We start from the raw sequence: 13,555 nt of genomic DNA on the forward strand, positions 1-13,555 counted from the left end.
CAAGTAGAGAGTATTTTTATGATAGTAAGAGACCTTGCACCAGTAAATTGTCAGAAAACTTAAAGAATTTCCAAAGGGGTCAGACCCCTTTGGAAAATGAAAGGAATTGTAGATGGATACAGTAAGATTTGAAGAATTAGATTTATGCCCTGAGATTATGAAGGCAGTGAAGAAAATGGGGTTTGAGGAGGCTTCTCCGATTCAGGCTAAGGCTATCCCGCTTGTCCGGGAGGGCAGGGATATCATCGGCCAGGCGCAGACGGGAACGGGCAAGACAGCGGCATTCGGCATACCGCTGCTGGAAAAGATTGACCCGAAGAGCAAGAAGCTGCAGGCAGTTGTCCTCTGTCCGACGAGGGAGCTTGCCATCCAGGTGGCGGATGAGATTCGTACGCTGGCTGGCTATATGCATGGAATCAAAGTGCTTCCGATCTACGGCGGACAGGAGATAGTGAAGCAGATACGTTCGCTGAAGAGCGGTGTCCAGCTCATGATAGGGACGCCGGGCCGTGTCATGGACCATATGCGGAGGAAGACTGTGAAAATGGACCATGTGCACACGATTGTCCTGGATGAGGCAGACGAGATGCTGAATATGGGATTCCGTGAGGACATTGAGACGATTCTGGAGGGTGTTCCGGAGGAGCGCCAGACGGTACTGTTTTCTGCCACTATGCCGAAACCGATTCTGGATATTACGAAAAAATTCCAGAAGCATGCCGAAATTGTTAAGGTGACCAAAAAAGAGCTGACGGTTCCTAACATTGAACAGTTTTATTATGAGGTGAAGCCAAAGAATAAAGAGGAAGTGCTGTCAAGGCTTCTGGATATCTATAATCCAAAGCTTTCGGTCGTGTTCTGTAATACGAAGAAGCAGGTGGACATTCTCGTAAATGGTCTGCTTGGCAGAGGGTACTTTGCTGCGGGCCTTCACGGCGACTTGAAACAGGCGCAGCGTGACCGTGTCATGCAGGGATTTAGGAGTGGAAAGACAGATATCCTCGTTGCAACGGATGTTGCTGCCAGAGGGATCGATGTTGAAGAAGTAGAGGCCGTATTTAACTATGATCTCCCGCAGGATGATGAATATTACGTACACCGTATCGGAAGGACAGGCCGTGCCGGCCGTGTGGGCCGTTCCTTCTCATTTGTATCAGGCAAAGAAGTATATAAGCTGAGAGAAATCCAGCGTTACTGCAAGACGAAGATATATGCACAGAAGGTTCCGTCTCTTGATGATGTGGCCAATACAAAGATGGAAAAGGTAATGGAAGAGGCCTCACGTATCATAGACCAGGAAGATTTGGGGACCTTTATCCAGCTCGTTCAGGAAGAAATCAATGATACGGACTATACGAGCATGGACATTGCAGCGGCTCTTCTTAAGATGTGTACCGGGACAGCTGAAGAAAATGAAGTGGAGAATTTTGAAGATACAGGAGCAGAGGAACCGGGAATGGTCCGCCTCTTCATAAATATTGGGAAAAAGCACAAGGCGAAACCAGGAGATATTCTGGGAGCGATAGCCGGAGAGAGTGGAATGCCGGGCAAGGTAGTGGGTACGATAGATATGTATGACAAGTACACATTTGTAGAAGTTCCGAGAGAGTATGCGAAAGAGGTCCTAAGTTCGGTCAACCATACGAAGATCAAGGGCAAAGCAGTGGAAGTGGAACCTGCAAACCGTAAATAGCAAACTTGTGCAATGCTTGTATTTTAAACGGATAACAGAGTATACTATGTGGGTAGAAGGCTGGACGCATACAGATAAAAAGGGGAGAGGCATATGGTAGCGACAGGGGTTGTTAACGGAAGGTTCCAGGTATTTCATCTAAAACATATGGAATATCTTCTTGCGGCGAAAATGCGCTGCAATAAGCTGTACATCGGGCTGACGAATCCTGATAATACTTATGTGAGAGAAACGGTCAACGATGAAAACCGTTCCGCAAAATCTGCCAACCCGCTGACTTATTACGAACGATGCCAGATGATTCGGGGTGCACTCCGTGAGTTCAATGTACCAGATGTAGAATATGAGTTTATTCCGTTCCCTATCAACCGGCCCGAGTATATACTGCAGTATGCGCCACAAGACGCAGTATACTATATGGGAATCTGTGACGAATGGGATAAGGAGAAATACAAGATATTGAGAAGCCTTGGCCTTGAGATAGAGATATTATGGCGCAGAGGGCCGGAAGAGACGGGCGTTACAGCATCGTGGATAAGGAGCTGTATCGCTACGGATGAGGAATGGGCCCATCTCGTACCGAAAAGCGTTTATGAATATCTTACAGGACATGACCTGGACTTAAGAATCAGGCGGTTGGAATTGATACGCATGGCAGAAAAAGATATGAGCCTTGTAAAAGACAGGATTTAGTAATGAATGAAATGCAGCTGGGGACGGAGGAATTTTCAAATACCTCCGTCCCCAGCTGCATTTAACGTGTCCCTTTTAACAAGACGAGTCTAGTCGATGAATTTTACAGCTGTTCCGTATGCCATTATCTCTGCCGCCCCCTGCATCACCTGGCTGGAAGCGTAGCGGATATTGACTATTGCATCTGCGCCCATGGCCTCTGCGTCATCAGCCATCCTCTTCGTAGCGATAGCTCTGGCCTCGTTCATCATATCGGTGTAGGAAGTAAGCTCTCCACCTACAAGCGTTTTGAAACTGTTCATGATATCCTTGCCCATATGTACCGACTGTATGGTAGTCCCGCGGACAAGCCCAATCATCTGAAATTTTTTTCCAGTTATATAATCTGTGTTTACTAATATCATGGTTTTACCCCCTTGGAATATTAATTGTATTATTGAATTAATACAATTGTACTACTTGAACCTCATTATTGCAAGCGATTTGACAATATTTTATTTAAAGATTCAAGACATTCCTGATAGTGTAGAAGCCGGGCTCTTTATCAGCCAGATAAGCAGCACAGTCACATGCTCCCCGGGCAAAACATTCCCAGTTATAAGAATGATGAGTAATTTCGAGACGCTCCCCCATAAAACCGAAAAATACAGTGTGGCTGCTCGGTATGTTACCTGCCCGAAGGGAATGATATCCGATTGTCCCGTTTTCGCGCGGGGAAACGCCATGACGGCCATATACTGCTATATCTTCCAGTTCCTTGCCCATTGTACGTGCCATAATCTCCCCCATCTCTTTGGACGTACCGCTCGGTGCATCTTTCTTCCACTGGTCGTGCATTTCCAGTATTTCAATATCCGCTTCTTCTCCGATGGAAGAAGCCGCCACTTCCAGAAGCTTATTCATTACATTGACAAGCTTTGAAGTGTTTGCTGCATAAAGCATCGGTATGAAGGCGGAAGCATCTTTAAAACGCTGCATCTCTTCCGCGCTGAAACCGGTTGTACCGCACACGAGCGCTTTTTTGTGCGCGATGGCAAGATCCAATACTTCCATAGCCATTTCCTTTGTGGAGAAATCTATGATGACATCACAGGAATCAATGACAGATGCCAGGTCATCTACGACCGGTGCCCCCAGATCATAACCTGTCATGGCCACCTGTCCAAGGTCACGTCCTACGTACTCACTGCCCTTAGGAGCTACACCTGCCACAAGCTCCATATCATCCCGGCCGGCAGCAATCTGCGTGATTAATTTCCCCATTTTTCCTCTTGGACCTACTACGATAACTTTCATATTGCATACTCCTTTCGCATACCTTATTGAACATTAGTAGTTCAAACATATATAATATTGTGCATGCTGTAATAAATTTATTTTAACATAGATATGTGAAATATGTTGCGATTTTGGTTTTGATTTTTCAGAATATGAGCATAATGAAAAAAGAAGTACAAAAATAGACGAAAGGGTTGCAAAATACGACAAGATTCGAGTATAATGATAAAAGTGACGGGGTATGGCTCAGTTTGGTTAGAGCGCACGGCTGGGGGCCGTGAGGTCGCAGGTTCGAATCCTGTTACCCCGACTACTTAAACCGACGTATTTGCGTCGGTTTTATTTTTTCGTGTTGCATTTCGTGTTGTATAATTTTTCGAAATGTCCGTTCGATATCTCGTTCGCTTTCTGTGATTCTTCACTCAAGGTGTGCCTGTAGACCTCTTTGAGGACCTTATCGTTATTCCAACCGCCCCGTTCCATTATATAGGCGTCCTTTACGCCCAATGCATGCTGGATGCTGGCGGAATAATGCCTCAAGTCGTGGAAACGGAAAGGCGCAAGCCCGGCCTGACTCAGGATATGGGGGAAGCGGTGGCTGATCTGGGTCGGGTTCAGATGTACGATTCTGCCTTCTATACCAGAAAACTTATCGATCACAAATTGCGGGAACTGGATGCGCCGGTTCCCGGCCAGAGATTTGGGGGCCTTCAATATCCAATCCCCCTTTTCATTCTGCGTCATGGAATATTCCACATGTATCGTGCAACCATCGATATGGTCGCTGTCGAGCGCGCAGATCTCTCCACGGCGCATCGGGCCGAAAGCTGCAAGCAGAACCGCCTTCTCCATCTCCGCATCCTTTTGTGAAACATAAGATAACAGAGCCTGTATTTCGCTGTCTGACGGAATATATAAGGAAGGGCGTACAGCTTTAGGGAGCTGAGTGTTTAATGCGAAATTGGGGCGGTTAGCACGCATGACGGCGGAGATTATCCCATGTATGTTCCGTACCGTCTTGGGGGAATGTGAAAGGGAAGCTAGATTTACCTCTTCCTGTACGTCTTCCTGGGTGATGTTCAATATCTTCTTATCCATCAGGCCTTGTACATCCCGTTTACGTATCTGCTTATACTCCCTTATCGTTGCCGGCGACAGCACGGACGAACGGTTCTCTATATACTGGTCCAGGGCCTCCCCGAATGTCCTGTCGTATCTTGAGAAGGTCTCCTTTTCAGCGGCCCATTCGGCGGCCATCTGCTCGGCGATGCGCTTCCCCTTCTTGTCCGGTAGGTCGCAGGTGAAGGACTTGTATATCCTTTTCCTTTTGACCGAGCCATCTGGCTGCAGGACATCTTCTGTGTGGGAATAGACCTGGCACCGCCAGGAGCCTGATGGAAGTTTTTTGGCTGTTGGCATTGTATCACCTTTCCTTTCGTAAAAATGAGTAAAAGAATAACAGCCAGCAGGGAACGGCTGTTCCGCTTGCGATGGCTGCCCGAAGATGATACAATATATTTGTTCAGAATATATGCATATCTTCGGATATGTGCCCAGCATGTACTGGGATGCTTGCTTGCCGTCTCTGGTTGCCGCCAGGGGCGGTTTTTCAGATTTAGTAATACTGCATTTGTGAGTACATTTCTGCTCGTTGAGCTCGTTCATATTCATGCCTATAATTATCCCAAGCTATTAGGGTACTGCGATAATCAGACCCATCCTTTAAACAACCATAATAAATAGCAACCCGCTCTTTTTGGGCTTCCCAAATTTCTTTATCTTTTTCAGTCGCACTAACACAATATTTTTTATTCATAGTGATAATTCGTTTGTTAGCGGCTTTTGGTGAAACGCCAAATACCTCTACTAGCGCGTCGACACTGACAGGGCCATATTCGTGTGCCATCATATGGGTCAAGAACATAAAAGAGGGGTCTTATACAAGGGAGCAGGTGCCGGAGCTGAGCAACCTCCGGGAAGTAGTATTATCCTTGCTTGGGACAGAGGCATAAGAAAGGCGGGAACAGGGGAGTGCAAATCATACAGACTATATTGGGCATCTGCGGCGGGATAAGCATCATAGGCGGGGCTGGGGCAATTATATGGAAAGTGCTGCGGCCGGCATTTAAGATGTCAAAACGAGTAGAGAAGCTGGAAGAATATAACGACCTGGATTATAAGCGTCTGAAAGCATTGGAGGAGATGCAGAAGCAACAGTCGAAGTGCCTTGCCGCAATGCTAAATCACCAGATAACAGGAAACGGGATAGAAAACATGAAACGGATTCGAGACGATTTGCTTGAATCCATCATCGACAAGTAAAGGAGAAAAACATGGAACAGATTATGAATTATGTAAAACCGGAACTAATCATCGTAGCAATTGCATTGTACTTTTTGGGCACGTGGCTTAAGCAGGCAGCTTTTATTAAGGACAAGTACATACCTTTTGTATTAGGTATCGTAGGTATTTTTGTATGTGGTATCTGGGTAGCAGCTACATCCAGTTTTGCCACAGCGCAGGACATTTCCCTTGCTGTCTTTACTGCCGTCGTACAAGGGATTCTTGTGGCAGGCGTGAGTACATATACAAATCAAATCATCAAGCAGACTGGAAAAAGTGAATAAAATAACAATTGATAAAAACACGTATAAACACGTGCAAAAGTGTTTACGCACGTACTAATACGTGCTATAATATAATCATGATAAGGAAAGGAGATACATAAGATGCCAATGACGCCGAGAGAGATGATAAAATATCTCAGGAAAAACGGGTTTGAGGAAGTCAGCCAGAACGGTTCGCACATAAAAATGAGAAATGCACAAACTGGCAGACAGACAATTGTTCCTTATCACTCCAAGCCGATGAAAAAAGGATTGGAGCAAGCTATATTAAAGCAGGCGGGGCTTAAATAGCCCCGTCAGAAGTATGGAGGTGGTTGACATGAAGAAATTATTTTACCCGGCAGTATTCCATAAAGATGAAGGGGGCGGATTTTGGGTGTCGTTTCCAGATATTCCGGAATGCCTTACGGAAGGGGACGACATGGAAAAAGCATACGAAATGGCTGTAGACGCCCTGGGGCTTGCCCTGACAAGTCGAAAGGAAGAAGGGGACGTGATACCAGTTCCGTCTGCAATCGATGAAATAAAAAATAACGATGGCATACTGGTGATAGTCGAGTTCGATATGATGCGGCATCTCAAAAAGCATAGCGCAAAGGCTGTTAAAAAAACATTGACAATACCGGAGTGGCTGAATGAAGAGGCTACTTCTGAGGGGGTGAATTTTTCGCAAGTGTTGCAGGACGCGCTTATCAGGAAGCTAAACATGAAGTCATAGAGAGGCATATGGAGAAAAAAAGATATGCTTTCATTCGTGGCTTGATTTACAAAAGCCGGAATCAAGGATATTTAACAAAATAACGAATTAAAGGGAGCTTGTTACGGGCTCTCTTTTTGCATGGAAGGAGAAGGAAAAATGAGCAATAGTAGCTTAGTTAACTATACACGGATATCTCCAAACAGGACGAGTCCGCGGCAGGATAAGATAAGGAAGATAACAATCCACCACATGGCAGGGAACCTATCCGTTGAAGCATGCGGTAACGTATTCGCGCCGTCCTCGCGACAGGCAAGCTCAAATTACGGCATAGATTCAAGCGGTAGGGTTGGAATGTACGTGGAAGAGAAAGACCGCTCGTGGTGCAGCTCCAGCCGAGCTAATGACAGCCAGGCAGTAACGATAGAGGTTGCAGACGATGCGATTGGAAACGGATGGCATTCTTCGGATGCGGCCATGAAAAAGCTCGTTGAACTATGCGCCGACATCTGCCAGAGAAACGGTATAAAGAAGCTGAATTACACGGGAAATACATCGGGGAATCTGACAATGCATAAATGGTTCGCAAACACAGATTGCCCGGGTGCATACCTGGAAGGAAAGTTTCTGTGGATTGCCGAACAGGTGAACAAGCTGTTAAGCGGCGGGTCCTACACGCCACCAACAAATACTGCACCAGCCCCGTCGAAACCATCAAAGCCACCGGCAACAGGGGGAAACGCTTGGGTAAGAAGATTACAGACTGAGTGCAATGCGCAGGGATTCAGTCACCAGACCGTGGACGGAATCGCAGGCCCCAACACGCTGGCCGGATGCCCGCAGCTAGGCCGGACAAGCCGGGGCAATATTACGGCACTCCTCCAGGAGCGTCTTAACACGCTTGGATATAATTGCGGAGCCGTGGACGGAATAAACGGAGTTAAGACACAGGCAGCCATCAAGGCATTCCAGAGGGCACACAATCTTGTGGCAGACGGTATCGTCAGGCCGAAGACATGGAGCAAGCTACTCGGATTATCTTAATAATAGATACAATAAAAGCCCCGAAGTTTTTACGCTCCGGGGCTTTTATTTATTTACATGCAGGGATTTTGTTTAGTACAAGTTTTAATTAACTCCATGAGTATGAGTTCTGTAAAATCTTGCAGGCTCAACGTTGTACTTGATTATTTTTCCGCAGCATGCACACTTATAGTGTGTTTCCTGATACATAACACACTGGTAACCCTTGAAAGGGTTCGTATGTGTATATGTATAAGTCTTTACATGGTTGCAGGGGATATGAGAGCAGGATGCTGCATCGGCTGGTATTGCCTGGAATCCTAAGGTAAACATTACCGCAAATGCACAAAGAATAGCTGCAATTCTTTTTCCTATTTTGGAGTCCCTCTTGTTAATTGTAACATCATTATTTTTCATATACTTCTCTCCCTTCCTATTATATAGTTATTAATTTTATCATACACACTTTATTGAAAAAAGTACGCAAATGTCTGTATACGGCGATAGTTTGTCTGTAAATATATTAAACGTTATTTACCAATAAGTATGCTACTATATAAGTGGTAATAATAGTTTAAGAAAAGCTTTTGGGTGCAATGGTTTCAAAGCATATTCGTGTTGCATTTCGTGTTGCATCGTGTTGCATAACTGCATATTTTACGGCATAAACCGAAAATATGTTCTGCATGCAGAAAACCCGCAATCCCTCTGTTTACAAGGGACGGCGGGTTTTTGGGAAAAATTAAAAACAAGCCTTTCAGGTTCGAATCCTGTTACCCCGATTCAGTAGGGCATAACTTCTAAATGCAGGAGTTATGCCTTTTTCTATGCTCCTTGGTATTTTAAGCAATGTGACGTAATATAAGCTTTTTATTGGTTAAATTTCAACCTGGTGTATTTTTATAATAAACAGAAACAGCAGCAACGAGAGCAACAACTACTAGATTGTAAGCGAAAGAAGAGTACCCCCAGAACGACACCACAGCTGAATGGTTTTATGTGTTCTATTAAAAACAATAAGCGTATTTCTTGCATTAGTAAAATCTGCAACACTACCATCTCGTTCCAAGTTATATACAACATCAGAATTTTCATTTGGAAACAGCTTCTTCTTGTTTCACTTGATAATCTAATAATTTGCTATTTAATCCATCACTCCCTCATGCACCTGTTACAATAAAGCAAAAAGGAGTAACGCAGATGGAGCAGAAAGTTGTAGAGATTCTATGCAGAATGCAGCGTATCTTGAGGAGAGGCAGTTACAGGAAGTGAAAAATGTATTACATGTAGTTTTCGAGGGATGCGAAATTTTACAGGAGAAACAAGAATTGCGAGTGGCGAATCAAACGCTTAAAAATGTCAGGGCGTGTTACAGCAGGACAAGACCAAACTTTATATGAAGGAGTATTTTAAAGCTGTACGGATGATAACCTGGTGTTGTTTGTATCTATAAAGGCCCTGTATGAGAGACTTACAAAGACAGAGATTGAAGATATCATGCGTCGAACCGGGAAATGTGCAGGAGTACAGAAAGCGCATCCGCACAGGTTTAGAAGAACATCATTGACAAATGCAATCAACAGAGGAATGCCGCTGCAGGAAGCCATGCTCATGGCAGGACATGCAAAACCTGAGACAACGATACGCTATTGTACGGTAGATCAAGCAGGCGTGAAGTATCATCACCAAAAGTATTTAAGCGAATAGTAAATGTAGCGAATGCTTAATACGCGTCAAGATAGATAAAAAATACATCCGGCAGGCATCGGGTGTTTTTGTTGTACCTTTTTATGGAAAAGCTGAATTGTTGGTTGATAATGGAGGATTGTTTAACTGCGAGTGTACATTTTTTGCTAATAAACTAACAATATAGATATATTTCTTGTCAAGTACATTTCTGAGATGTTATTTTTGAATTATTGATAAAAGAAGGCATGCATATGAAGATATTTATGATTGGTGGAACTGGATTGTTGGGGAGTGAAGCGGCAAAAGAATTGATTGCAAGAGGTCATGAAGTAACGACGATTGCACGCGCCATCCCCCCATCCGATGGAGGAATGCCTCAAGAAATGAAGGTTGAACAAGGGAATTATTTGGAAATGACAGAAGAAGAACTAAGAAAGAAATTTCAGGGGTATGACGGGTTTATCTTTGCCGCAGGAATAGACGAACGTGTGATAAGCACTCCTCCAGTCTACGAATTGTATAAAAAGCACAATGTGTACCCGATACGTAAGCTGCTTAAGATTGCAAAGGAATGCGGTGTGAAGCACTCCGTCATCTGTGGCTCCTATCTTGCTTACTTAGCTAAGAAATGGCCGGAAAAAGAATTGACACGTTGGCACCCTTATATCCGAAGCCGGATTGATCAGGAGAATGCAGCTATGGAATATACAGATGAGAATTTTAATGTGTCGGTGTTGGAGCTGCCGTATATTTTCGGAACACAGCCAGCCAGAAATTGATTTACGTTCCTAGGCAGCGGTGTGTTGTGGAAAGCGAAAAGCTGATGGCAAAACAGAAAAGTAAAGATTTAGAAAGTGGAATGGATGCAGTAAAATTAGCTGACGTGCAATACGATAAAGCATATATTGACCAAGCCGAGGGGAGTGATTTCCTTGGTGTGACAGAAGATGATATCAACAAGGCAATTGCTGAATCTGTTGAATCATGTATGAACTTTATAAACAATAAGGTTGAAATGAAAGAAATGAAGGCGGACTAATCATAGGAGAGTGCTTCTATGATATAAGAAGCCCTTTAGGCAGAAACCTGCTACAGAAAAGAGGAATCATGTCGCTGCTGCATCCCGCCGCAGGCGGAGAATCTTGCAAATGGGATTCATTTCGATTCATGATATAGAAAACTTGTTTCCTATATCATGAAAACCTTTTGTAGAATGCAGATTCTATGTGCTTGAAAAGCAGAGCAATGACTCCTCTTAAATGGAATATCCAATTATTTCCAGTTATAAGAATGGTGAGTGATTTCAAGACGCTCTCCCATGACTCCGAAGAAGACAGTGTGGCTGCTTGGGATTTACCTGCACGAAGCGAGTGATAACCAATGGTTCCCTTTTCCCTTGGAGAGACCTCTTATGTTCTATAGCTAGTTTTAGAACATCCATCGCCATCTCTTTCGTGGAAAAATCGATGCTTACGTCGCAATCGTCAATGACAGCTGCCAGGTCATCTACGACAGGGACACCAAGGTCATATCCAACCATTGCGGCCTGCCCCAAGTCTTGTCCAATATACTCCCGTTTCCCATCTTTCCCTTTGGTCCCACTACAATAACTTTCTCAAGTTGCAAAATTGGTAATATCGATGCATCTGCACGGTATAGTGTAGAACCGTCTCGGAAATGGAGCGGTTTGTATTATTGGACTTTAATATCTAAAGAAAAGTCTGTGAACTTCAAGTTATAATCATCGCTGTATACGTTTGGAACAACCACTTGAAAATCTTTCGCCTGGTCGATAACCGGGAATACGAGAATACCGGAAGTAGACGCGCCAGGTGTAACATCATATCCTAATTCCTCATAACCGCCGTCATAGGGAGACGTGCTGTTGGTGTCTTGCTGAATTTGCTTGCCATCTTGGATGATTCGGATATCATATCGTCCAAAGCTGGCATTTTCAGTCCCACTATTAGTTACTGTCATATAAACTCTTGTTTCTATGTCAGAGAATTCTACTTTATCAACAGATACTGCAAGCCCGTTTTGCTCCGCAGATACAGATGAAACGAGTTCCTTGGTCGTTGGGGCGACCGCCTCTATATAAGTTAATTTTGTTACAGAATCTGCTTTTATAACCGGGCAGGTTATCGTGCCGCCCATGAGGTTTTCCCCTTCGAATGTATCGGTGATTTCCCCATCAATAGCAACATAATCATTAACCGCGAATGAGCTGTCTTCCAATCCAAAAATAAAGTCCTTGCTATAGTTTACGATATCATAATAAGCTTGATACGCAGCAATACCATCTTCAGTATCAGGACCGTTAAAAATCTGAGCATTTAATTTGACGTACTTTCCTTTGTATTTTTCAGGATCAGTGAATACATCAGAAATCTGCTCTTCATCAATATACTCTTTCTCCTTTGGTTTGGATTTTTCCTTTGTTTCAGAGCTTTCGCCACCACAGGCGGCTAGTGAAAGCGCCATAGTTGCTGCCAATAAAGCAGCTAAAATTTTCTTTTTCATAACTTTTTCCTCTCTTCCTTTGTTTTAGCTAGGAGGAACGTATTCAGGCTTCGCAGCCATCGAATTCCTTCTTGTTTAGATTTTACAATGCTCCGTAATAAAAGTAAATATAACTTTGCATAATCATGCAAATGATTTTTGTAATTATATAGAAAGAACCAGCTAAGGGATGCTTAGCCGGTTCACAGTATTCTATCAATTCATTTTATATATAAAGAAATTTAGCAGGGCGGCAAACACACACCATAATAGATAGGGTATCTGCAGATATGCTGCCAGGGGGCTTATCTTATAGAATTCCTTAATCATCAAGCATATAAGGGCAATTAATACTACAAGCCATATCAAAGCGAATAAGTAAAGGTTAAACCGGAAGAAAATAATGCTCCAGCAAAAGTTAAAGAATAATTGAAGCATATATATCTTCAATGCTCTGCCTTTAGCCGGGCTATCTGAGTCATAAATTATGTACGATGATATTCCCATTAAGACGTACAGAATCGTCCAAACAATCGGGAAGACATATGACGGGGGGCTGAAATCAGGTCTGTTGATAGAAGAATACGTTGTCATGCTCCTGCTCAACAAAGAAGATAATGACCCCACTGCAAGAGGGATAAGAATAGATATTATTAATGGGCTTCTACTTTTTTCATTCATATCATCACATTTTCCTTGCTTTACTTAAATCTTATGCAGCTTTCCTGGCAAGTATGCTTGCCAGCATATCAGCAAGAGTCGTCAAATCGGCAGAGAGTACAGCAATCTCATCTTCCGGCAGGCACTCCGAAATCTGACAGGCATATGCGGAATTAATGATGACGTGGAGCAGCTGACAGATGTAGATAGGGGCAGAATGGAAAAAAGCCCGCATAAGCGGGCTACCCTTCCTGATACAAGTAGTTGTAGAGAATGTCTATGAATTCTCCGTTTGCTGGTTTCTGCTTTAACTCGTAGCCGGTAATGCTGATTAGAAGTTCCCGGTTACCTTTATACCAGCAGGTTGAAATAGCAGTGCGGATACAATGCTCTACGTTATCCCTTGAGGTACTGAAATGTGTCGCTACATCGATATACAGCGTCTTGTAGATAGACAGCAGGTACTCGGTATTTGACATGCACAGATGTAGTGCATACAGCAGAAAGTGAAACCCTTTCAGTGTAGAACGTATCCCGAGCTTTAATAATAAAGCTCTTTGTTGTTTGTCCATGGTGGTGCCCCCTCCTCACGACCTTACGGCTATATTGTAAGCATTTAGCCGTGAAAAAGAGAATTGTGGAACTAAACAGATTTTAATGGATTAAAATAATGTAAAAAAGTCTAAAAAAGAT

At 43.7% G+C, this 13,555-nt stretch carries 20 protein-coding genes and 1 tRNA gene; 11 read left to right on the forward strand and 10 right to left on the reverse strand.

The features are described 5' to 3' along the window. The first annotated feature begins 112 nt into the window (after positions 1 to 112). Positions 113 to 1,693: a DEAD/DEAH box helicase gene (locus tag E1963_RS11540; protein ID WP_132278121.1), complete on the forward strand. Its 1,581-nt coding sequence runs from the start codon at positions 113 to 115 to the stop codon at positions 1,691 to 1,693. 93 nt (positions 1,694 to 1,786) lie between these two features. After that, a complete protein-coding gene (locus E1963_RS11545; protein WP_132278123.1) occupies positions 1,787 to 2,386 on the forward strand; it encodes a nucleotidyl transferase family protein in 600 nt (199 codons plus the stop codon). Between the two features lie 89 nt (positions 2,387 to 2,475). Here E1963_RS11545 and E1963_RS11550 read toward each other — a convergent pair whose 3' ends face one another. Together E1963_RS11550 and dapB are read right to left on the reverse strand one after the other, a co-directional pair. Next, the gene (locus E1963_RS11550; protein ID WP_132278125.1) at positions 2,476 to 2,790 is read right to left on the reverse strand and encodes a YbjQ family protein; all 315 of its coding nucleotides are present in this window, start codon (positions 2,788 to 2,790) and stop codon (positions 2,476 to 2,478) included. A gap of 94 nt (positions 2,791 to 2,884) precedes the next feature. Continuing rightward, positions 2,885 to 3,682 (reverse strand): 4-hydroxy-tetrahydrodipicolinate reductase, encoded by a 798-nt coding sequence (gene dapB / locus E1963_RS11555; protein WP_132278127.1) that lies wholly within the window; start codon positions 3,680 to 3,682, stop codon positions 2,885 to 2,887. Between the two features lie 217 nt (positions 3,683 to 3,899). On the opposite strand from dapB, the gene E1963_RS11560 reads away from it, so the two are divergent. Next, positions 3,900 to 3,974: transfer RNA gene (locus E1963_RS11560), tRNA-Pro, on the forward strand. 29 nt (positions 3,975 to 4,003) lie between these two features. On the opposite strand, the gene E1963_RS11565 is transcribed toward E1963_RS11560, so the two are convergent. Further along, entirely contained in the window at positions 4,004 to 5,083 is a 1,080-nt protein-coding gene (locus E1963_RS11565) for a site-specific integrase (RefSeq protein ID WP_167482182.1), read from the reverse strand. Between the two features lie 196 nt (positions 5,084 to 5,279). Next, complete coding sequence (locus E1963_RS19735; RefSeq protein WP_167482183.1) at positions 5,280 to 5,573, reverse strand: hypothetical protein; 294 nt, start codon at positions 5,571 to 5,573, stop codon at positions 5,280 to 5,282. 122 nt (positions 5,574 to 5,695) lie between these two features. Here E1963_RS19735 and E1963_RS11575 point away from each other — a divergent pair, with 122 nt between their 5' ends. The 5 genes from E1963_RS11575 (at position 5,696) to E1963_RS11595 (ending at position 8,032) form a co-directional block, all read left to right on the forward strand. Further along, positions 5,696 to 5,986 carry a CTP synthase gene (locus E1963_RS11575; RefSeq protein WP_243117698.1) on the forward strand — a complete coding sequence of 97 codons (291 nt, stop codon included), beginning with the start codon at positions 5,696 to 5,698 and terminating at the stop codon, positions 5,984 to 5,986. 11 nt (positions 5,987 to 5,997) lie between these two features. Beyond that, the gene (locus tag E1963_RS11580) at positions 5,998 to 6,291 is read left to right on the forward strand and encodes a phage holin family protein (RefSeq protein WP_132278133.1); all 294 of its coding nucleotides are present in this window, start codon (positions 5,998 to 6,000) and stop codon (positions 6,289 to 6,291) included. Between the two features lie 102 nt (positions 6,292 to 6,393). After that, entirely contained in the window at positions 6,394 to 6,582 is a 189-nt protein-coding gene (locus E1963_RS11585; RefSeq protein WP_132278135.1) for a type II toxin-antitoxin system HicA family toxin, read from the forward strand. Between the two features lie 28 nt (positions 6,583 to 6,610). Continuing rightward, on the forward strand, positions 6,611 to 7,009 hold the full coding sequence (locus tag E1963_RS11590) for a type II toxin-antitoxin system HicB family antitoxin (RefSeq protein ID WP_132278137.1): 399 nt from the start codon (positions 6,611 to 6,613) through the stop codon (positions 7,007 to 7,009). Positions 7,010 to 7,147: 138 nt separating this feature from the next. Next, positions 7,148 to 8,032: a peptidoglycan recognition protein family protein gene (locus tag E1963_RS11595; protein ID WP_132278139.1), complete on the forward strand. Its 885-nt coding sequence runs from the start codon at positions 7,148 to 7,150 to the stop codon at positions 8,030 to 8,032. Positions 8,033 to 8,116: 84 nt separating this feature from the next. On the opposite strand, the gene E1963_RS11600 is transcribed toward E1963_RS11595, so the two are convergent. Then, positions 8,117 to 8,428, reverse strand: a complete 312-nt coding sequence (locus E1963_RS11600; protein WP_132278141.1) for a hypothetical protein — start codon at positions 8,426 to 8,428, stop codon at positions 8,117 to 8,119. A 1,017-nt stretch (positions 8,429 to 9,445) separates the two neighbouring features. On the opposite strand from E1963_RS11600, the gene E1963_RS11605 reads away from it, so the two are divergent. The 3 genes from E1963_RS11605 to E1963_RS11615 all read left to right on the forward strand — a co-directional run bounded on the left by E1963_RS11605 (position 9,446) and on the right by E1963_RS11615 (position 10,739). Then, positions 9,446 to 9,718 (forward strand): tyrosine-type recombinase/integrase, encoded by a 273-nt coding sequence (locus tag E1963_RS11605; protein WP_243117699.1) that lies wholly within the window; start codon positions 9,446 to 9,448, stop codon positions 9,716 to 9,718. A gap of 233 nt (positions 9,719 to 9,951) precedes the next feature. Continuing rightward, a complete protein-coding gene (locus tag E1963_RS11610) occupies positions 9,952 to 10,479 on the forward strand; it encodes an NAD-dependent epimerase/dehydratase family protein (RefSeq protein ID WP_167482184.1) in 528 nt (175 codons plus the stop codon). Between the two features lie 44 nt (positions 10,480 to 10,523). Continuing rightward, positions 10,524 to 10,739: a hypothetical protein gene (locus tag E1963_RS11615; protein ID WP_145964180.1), complete on the forward strand. Its 216-nt coding sequence runs from the start codon at positions 10,524 to 10,526 to the stop codon at positions 10,737 to 10,739. A 264-nt stretch (positions 10,740 to 11,003) separates the two neighbouring features. On the opposite strand, the gene E1963_RS22720 is transcribed toward E1963_RS11615, so the two are convergent. The 5 genes from E1963_RS22720 to E1963_RS11640 form a co-directional block, all read right to left on the reverse strand. Further along, positions 11,004 to 11,240, reverse strand: a complete 237-nt coding sequence (locus E1963_RS22720) for a hypothetical protein (protein WP_243117700.1) — start codon at positions 11,238 to 11,240, stop codon at positions 11,004 to 11,006. A gap of 152 nt (positions 11,241 to 11,392) precedes the next feature. Continuing rightward, on the reverse strand, positions 11,393 to 12,223 hold the full coding sequence (locus tag E1963_RS11625) for a DUF4352 domain-containing protein (RefSeq protein ID WP_132278149.1): 831 nt from the start codon (positions 12,221 to 12,223) through the stop codon (positions 11,393 to 11,395). Between the two features lie 195 nt (positions 12,224 to 12,418). Then, a complete protein-coding gene (locus E1963_RS22725; protein WP_132278151.1) occupies positions 12,419 to 12,883 on the reverse strand; it encodes a TspO/MBR family protein in 465 nt (154 codons plus the stop codon). Between the two features lie 31 nt (positions 12,884 to 12,914). After that, positions 12,915 to 13,097 carry a DUF6774 domain-containing protein gene (locus tag E1963_RS11635; RefSeq protein WP_132278153.1) on the reverse strand — a complete coding sequence of 61 codons (183 nt, stop codon included), beginning with the start codon at positions 13,095 to 13,097 and terminating at the stop codon, positions 12,915 to 12,917. Positions 13,098 to 13,104: 7 nt separating this feature from the next. After that, on the reverse strand, positions 13,105 to 13,434 hold the full coding sequence (locus tag E1963_RS11640; protein ID WP_132278155.1) for a sporulation initiation factor Spo0A C-terminal domain-containing protein: 330 nt from the start codon (positions 13,432 to 13,434) through the stop codon (positions 13,105 to 13,107). Positions 13,435 to 13,555 lie beyond the last annotated feature (121 nt).

Source organism: Extibacter muris, from assembly GCF_004345005.1.
In the GTDB taxonomy this organism is placed as follows: domain Bacteria; phylum Bacillota; class Clostridia; order Lachnospirales; family Lachnospiraceae; genus Extibacter; species Extibacter muris.